We start from the raw sequence: 6,322 nt of genomic DNA, 5'->3' as shown, positions 1-6,322 counted from the left end.
TTGATTTGGGCGCCCCGCGCGGGGCGCGTTGATGGACTTTTTGCGAGTCCATCATCTTTAATTGCCACACAGTTAGCTGACATCTCATTTGCATCATGAATAATGCGGGCTAGGAGGTGACTCTTATGGTTTTGACTGTCAATAGATAAATAAATGACCCCAAATGATCCCGGAAGGGGCCATTTATTTATTCGCCCTCGAATTCGGTAAGGCAGAATATCCTGTACCCTTTTTCCACGATCTTGGCATGTCCGCCCACATCCGGCAGGTCGACAATAAAGCAGATCTCCTCGACGACACCGCCCAGTTTCTCAACCAGGGCCGCGGAGGCCAGCGCTGTGCCGCCGGTTGCCAGCAGGTCGTCCACGAGGACCACCCGGTCACCGGGTTTGATGGCATCCTTGTGGATCTCGATGATATCGGTCCCATATTCCAGCGTATATTCCTGCTTCTCGGTCTCACCCGGCAGCTTTCCCCGCTTCCTGATCGGTACAAAACCCTTTCCCAGAACGTAGGAAAGGGCCCCGCCGAGGATGAAGCCCCGCGATTCGATGCCGATGATGGTGTCGAACTTGAACCCGAGATCATCGGATACATAGTGCTGGGCCAGGTTGTCGATGACGAGGCGGAACCCCACCGGATCCTTGATGAGGGTGGTGATATCCCGGAACATGATCCCTTTCTGCGGGTAATCCGGGATCGTTCGAATCCTTGATTTGATGGGCATTGCTTGCTCCTTTTCCGTGTTGATCGTTCAGGCCCTTCCAAAGGACGGTTCAATATACAAGAGACGGGGAAAGGAGGGAAGGGGGGAGGAGCGTGGAGAGCAGGCAATAGGGAAGAGCAGGCAATTGGCGATGGGTAATGGGGGACACCCGATCTTGTCATTGCGCTTGTCTCGCCGAAGCTGTTCGACGGGCGTTAGCGAAGGCGGAAGGAGTCACGCCGATGGCGTGACGACGCGGCAATCTCAAGCGAAGCTGAAATGGTCGTTGCGGCTTCCTCCGGTCGCTCATGAGATCTCGTCGCTCAGGAAATGGCTCGCGATGACAGCAGGTGCGCCGATTCGCCGTGAAACTCGAGGTGGTTTAGCGCCGAGCGTGCAACCGCGGCTGATTAGCCTTGAACTTCATCAACCGTGGAGGGGAAAAGGGGAAAGGGGGAAGAAACGACTGGACGACTGATCCCCGATCCTGGTTGACGGGGAATGACCCGGCTGGTATGGTGAAAATTATCACAAATTGAGGGGGCTCAATTGGACTGGTGGAAAAAATCTTTTATCATCGTGCTCGGGGTGGGCGTTATCTACTGCGCGGGGTTTGTCATGGGGGAGAAAACCGCCAGCCGATGTCTTCGTTTCGAAAACATCCGGACCAACCACACTGTCGATTATTCGAGGCTCATCTGCCCCTACAGCGAACCGGTAAAGATCCTCGCAGCGAGGCTGAAAAGCCCGGAAGAAGCTTTCTCCTTTGTCAGGGACGAGATCAGGTTCGAGCCGTACAGGCCTGTTGAATCGGCGACCCATGTGCTTCGCGAGCAGGCGGCCAGCTGTCTCGGGAAGGCAGCCCTTCTGTGCAGCCTTTACCGCGCCATGGGGGTCCCTTCCAGCAGCGTATACGTGGTCACGGGTCAGGTTGCGGCCGGTGAAGAAAAAGTGGAGCACGCCTGGGTCAACCTGGCCCACGACGGCAAACTCTATCAACAGGATCCTTCACAACTGCTCGGGACCTTCGATTTCCACGATTTCCCCGGCCAGAAGTACAGTCAGTCTTTTGTCCACAGGGAACTTTTCTGCTTTAACGACGATGGGTTCGCGGTGGTCTCGCAGCTGAACCGGATGAGTGCGACTGTGCGGCGGGACGACTGAGCGACGGAGGGAAAGAACGACCTGCAGGCGAAGCGCCTTGCCGCCTTGATGCAAATCTTGAATATTTGGTTTTAAAAGGAAAAATATAGTTGGCAGGAAATGGTTCGTTTGTTTTTCTCGCCCCGTCGCCCCGTCGCTTATCCTGTCGCGACGAGCCGTCTCGGCCTGAAGGTCTTGTCAAGAACCCGTTTGCGCAGGCGGATCGACCGGGGAGTGACCTCCACCAGTTCGTCATCGTCGATGAACTCGATGGCCTGCTCGAGGCTGAAAATAACCGGAGCATGGAGCCTGGTGTCGATCTCCGAAGTGGAGGAGCGCATGTTGGTCAGCTTCTTTTCCCTTACGGGGTTGACGTCGATGTCGGTGTCCTTGGCGTTCTCTCCCACGATCATTCCGGCATAGACTTCCGTGCCGGGATGGATGAAGAGGCGGCCCCTCTCCTGGATGCTCTCGATGGCGTAGGCTGTTACCGGACCGCTCATCATGGACACCAGCGCTCCTGTCCTCCGGCCGGAGATGTCTCCCTTGTACGGCTGGTAACCGTCGAAGACGTGGGACATGACGGCTGTACCCCGGGTCTCGGTGAGCAGTTCACCCCGCAGGCCGATAAGTCCCCGGGCCGGCGCCGAAAATTCGAGCCGGACGGTACCGGAGCCTGTGTGCACCTCCACCAGCTGGGCCTTCCGCGGCCCAAGGAGGCTCATGACGCTTCCCTGGTGCTCGGAGGGGACGTCGATCACCAGGTACTCCATGGGCTCGTGGCGGCTCCCGTCGATCTCCCTGTAGATAACCTCCGGCCTTGAGACTGCCATCTCGTAACCCTCGCGGCGCATGTTCTCGATGAGGATGGCCAGGTGCAGCTCTCCACGTCCGGAGACCTTGAAAGTGTCAGGACTCCCGGTATCGGCGACCCGCAGGGAAAGGTTGGTGCGAAGTTCACGGTGGAGCCGTTCCCGGATGTTGCGGGAGGTCACCAGGGCCCCCTCCCTTCCGGCAAAGGGGGAGGTGTTGACCATGAAGTTCATGGCGATGGTCGGCTCTTCGATGGCGACGTAGGGGAGCCCCTCCGGATGGTCCGGATCGGTCACCGTGTCCCCGATCGCCACCTTTTCGAGACCGGCTATGGTCACGATGTTGCCGCAGGAGGCCTCTTCCACTTCCACCTGGCGAAGCCCGTTGTAGTCGAGGATCCTGGTTATCTTCCCCTTGAGAATCGTTCCACCGGGCTTGACGATGGCTACCTGCTCACCTGTGCGGGTCTTCCCGTTGCAGACCTTGCCGGTGGCGGTACGGCCGATGTAGTCGTCGTAGTCGATATGGGTGATGAGCATCTGGAACGGAGCGTTCCCGTCCCCGGAGGGCGATCTGGTGCTTTCCCGGATGGCTGTGAACAGGGGTTCCAGGTCGGCGCGGTCCTGGTCCAGCTCGGCGATGGCGTACCCGTCCCGGGCGCTGGTGAAGATGATGGGAAACTCAAGCTGCTCTTCCGTGACGGCCAGGTCGCAGAAAAGGTCGAACACCTGGTCACGGACCCGGGCGGGATCGGCGTTGGGCCGGTCGATCTTGTTGATGACCACCACGGGGCGCAGTCCCAGCTCCATGGATTTTCTCAGGACGAACCTGGTCTGGGGCATGGGGCCGTCCACGGCGTCGACCAGGAGCAGGACGGAATCCACGGCCTGCAGGACCCTTTCAACCTCCCCTCCGAAATCGGCGTGCCCGGGAGTGTCGACGATGTTGATCTTCACGCCTTTGTGCCGGATCGAAAGGTTCTTGGCGAGGATGGTGATCCCCCGCTCCTTTTCCAGGTCGTTTGAGTCCATGACCCGTTCGACGATGATTTCGTTGGAGCGAAAGACCCCGGCGTGGCGGAGCATGGCGTCCACGAGGGTTGTCTTGCCATGGTCCACGTGGGCGATAATGGCGATGTTGCGTATGGTTTCCTGCATGTTCCCGGTTACCCTTCCAGAACGAGTTTTGCCCTGCATCTGTTCCGCATATGCGGAACCGACGAACTATGCGTTGGGAAGGGAAAGATGTCAAGGGGGAAAGCGGGAAGCTTATAGGTGAAAGCCGTGAGGCCGCCTTTACCGCTTACAAGGAACAATAACTCCTGATGCAGTTGACTTTCTGTTAAATCCGCGTTAGCTATCACACGTTTATACGACCATGGGTTATCAAGGTTTATTACACTGCACCTTCGAAATACCACGGGAGTTAGCCCGTGGTATTTCACTAAAAGCTACGGAATCGCCATGATCCATGATATTTGAAATCAGAGATTCCGTAGGGAGAGTTGTTTTGAATCGCCTGAAAAAAGAGATCCAGAAACGCCGCACCTTCGGGATCATCAGCCACCCGGACGCCGGTAAGACCACCCTGACGGAAAAGCTCCTGCTTTTCGGAGGGGCCATCCAGATGGCCGGCGAGATCAAGGCCCGGAAGGCCCGCCGCTACGCCACCAGCGACTGGATGGCCATCGAACAGGAACGAGGCATCTCGGTAACCAGTTCGGTGATGAAGTTCAATTACCGTGATTACGAGATCAACCTCCTCGACACCCCCGGCCACCAGGATTTTTCCGAAGATACCTACAGGGTCCTCACAGCCGTGGACAGCGCGGTCATGGTCATCGACAACGCCAAGGGAGTCGAGACCCAGACCCGCAAGCTCATGGAGGTGTGCCGCCGCCGCAACACCCCCATCATCACCTTCATCAACAAGCTCGACCGCGAGGGAAAATCACCCCTGGAGATCCTCAGCGAGATCGAGGAGACCCTCCAGGTAGAGTGCGCCCCCCTGTCCTGGCCTGTCGGCATGGGCAAACGGTTCAAGGGGACATACAACAGGTACCGCGGGCAGCTGACCCTCTTCGAGCCTGGCCGGGACACTCTGGCCGATGACATCGTCACCATCACCGACCTCGCGGACCCGCGCCTGGATGAACTGCTCGGAAGCCAGGCCGATGAGCTGAGGGGAGACCTGGAGCTCTTGGACGGCGCGGCCAACCCCTTCGAGCTTGACGAGTACCTCAAGGGGAACCAGACCCCGGTGTTCTTCGGCAGCGCCATCAACAACTTCGGCGTGCGGGAGATGCTCGACGCCTTCGTGGAGATCGCCCCGGCCCCGGGCCCAAGGCCCGCGACCACCAGGGACGTATACCCCGGGGAGGAGGCCTTTTCCGGGTTCGTGTTCAAGATCCAGGCGAACATGGACAAGGCCCACCGGGACCGGATCGCTTTCCTGAGGATCTGCTCCGGGAAGTTCACCCGGGGCATGAAGGTGATGCACCACCGCCTCGGCAAGGAGATCAGCCTGGCCAACGCCACCATCTTCATGGCCCAGGACCGTGAGAACGTCGAGGAGGCGTATCCAGGGGACATCATCGGCATCCACAACCACGGCAATATCAGGATCGGCGACACATTCACCCTGAAAGAGCCTCTCCAGTTCATTGGGGTCCCCAACTTCGCCCCCGAGCTGTTCCGCCGTGTCAGGCTGAAGGACCCCCTGAAATCGAAACAGCTCAAAAAAGGGCTGGTGCAGCTCTCCGAGGAGGGGGCCGTACAGGTGTTCTCGCCCCTCATCAGCACCGACCTCATCCTGGGGGCCGTTGGCATCCTCCAGTTCGACGTCACCGTCAACCGCCTGAAGAACGAGTACGGGGTGGACGCCGTTTACGAGCCGGTGAACTTCGCCGCGGCCCGCTGGGTCACCAGCGACGACAGCAAGGCCATGGCCGAGTTCGAGAGGAAGAACCAGGCCAGCCTGTCCCTCGACGCCGGAGAGAACCTCGCCTGCCTCGCCCCCAGCGAGTGGATGATGCAGTTCATCATCGAGAGGAACCCCCGGATCACGTTCCTGAAGACGCGCGAGCAGGTATAGGCGCGAATCTCAGATCTCAGATCTCAGATCTCAAAAAAAGCTGACAGCTAAGATCAAAACCTGTTTAACCGCGGAGCACGCGGAGAACGCGGAGAAAACCCAAAATAGGGGTTAACTACCCCTTCCTTACTCTCCCTCTCCCCCTCATGTAGGCTGACTTCATTATCCTTCCTCCCCCTGCTGAGGGGGGAGGATCGAGGTGGGGGTGAGAGTAACCGCTCCTTCGACATGTTTATGACCCCGAGTCCCACCGTTGGAGGGATCGAGTGACCATCAGGGGACGGAAAGAAGGGGGGGAAGGGGCTTTCGGGAGAGGGTCGGGGTGAGGGGGGAGATCACCCCCACCTCCGACCAGGCGTCACTCTCATTATATTTCCCCTCCCTCTTGACCCGCCGAAGCTTTATGTGAAGGGGGTTGAGGGAAGGGGATCCGCCGTCGCCAAAGGCTATGGCGGGACAAGTCAAGGGGAGGATGAAAAGTATTTCCTCCCCCCTAGCCCGCATTATTCATGATGCAAATGAGATGTCAGCTAACTGTGTGGCAATTAAAGATAAATGGGAATGGCA

Annotated in this window: 4 protein-coding genes; 2 read left to right on the top strand and 2 right to left on the bottom strand. The window is 58.4% G+C overall.

Going from position 1 to position 6,322, the window contains the following annotated elements; translation table 11 throughout:
* Nucleotides 1-187 precede the first annotated feature (187 nt).
* The gene (locus tag P1S46_10805; protein MDF1536968.1) at nt 188-727 is read right to left on the bottom strand and encodes an adenine phosphoribosyltransferase; all 540 of its coding nucleotides are present in this window, start codon (nt 725-727) and stop codon (nt 188-190) included.
* A gap of 528 nt (nt 728-1,255) precedes the next feature.
* Between P1S46_10805 and P1S46_10800 the strand changes: the two genes are divergently transcribed.
* Nucleotides 1,256-1,870: a transglutaminase-like domain-containing protein gene (locus P1S46_10800; GenBank protein MDF1536967.1), complete on the top strand. Its 615-nt coding sequence runs from the start codon at nt 1,256-1,258 to the stop codon at nt 1,868-1,870.
* Nucleotides 1,871-2,007: 137 nt separating this feature from the next.
* Here the strand turns inward: P1S46_10800 and typA are convergent, their stop codons facing one another.
* Nucleotides 2,008-3,819: a translational GTPase TypA gene (gene typA / locus P1S46_10795; GenBank protein MDF1536966.1), complete on the bottom strand. Its 1,812-nt coding sequence runs from the start codon at nt 3,817-3,819 to the stop codon at nt 2,008-2,010.
* A 313-nt stretch (nt 3,820-4,132) separates the two neighbouring features.
* On the opposite strand from typA, the gene P1S46_10790 reads away from it, so the two are divergent.
* A complete protein-coding gene (locus P1S46_10790) occupies nt 4,133-5,755 on the top strand; it encodes a peptide chain release factor 3 (GenBank protein MDF1536965.1) in 1,623 nt (540 codons plus the stop codon).
* Nucleotides 5,756-6,322: the final 567 nt, after the last annotated feature.

The sequence above is a fragment of the bacterium genome, assembly GCA_029210545.1.
GTDB lineage: Bacteria > BMS3Abin14 > BMS3Abin14 > BMS3Abin14 > BMS3Abin14 > JARGFV01.
The sequence above is the reverse complement of the archived record's forward strand: the minus strand, read 5'-3'. Positions and strand labels throughout refer to the sequence as shown.

Excerpts from the sequence above, each read along its gene's own strand:
- P1S46_10805 (MDF1536968.1), bottom strand. The coding sequence starts at position 727 with ATGCCCATCAAATCAAGGATTCGAACGATCCCGGATTACCCGCAGAAA.
- typA (MDF1536966.1), bottom strand. The coding sequence starts at position 3,819 with ATGCAGGAAACCATACGCAACATCGCCATTATCGCCCACGTGGACCAT.
- P1S46_10790 (MDF1536965.1), top strand. The coding sequence starts at position 4,133 with ATGATATTTGAAATCAGAGATTCCGTAGGGAGAGTTGTTTTGAATCGC.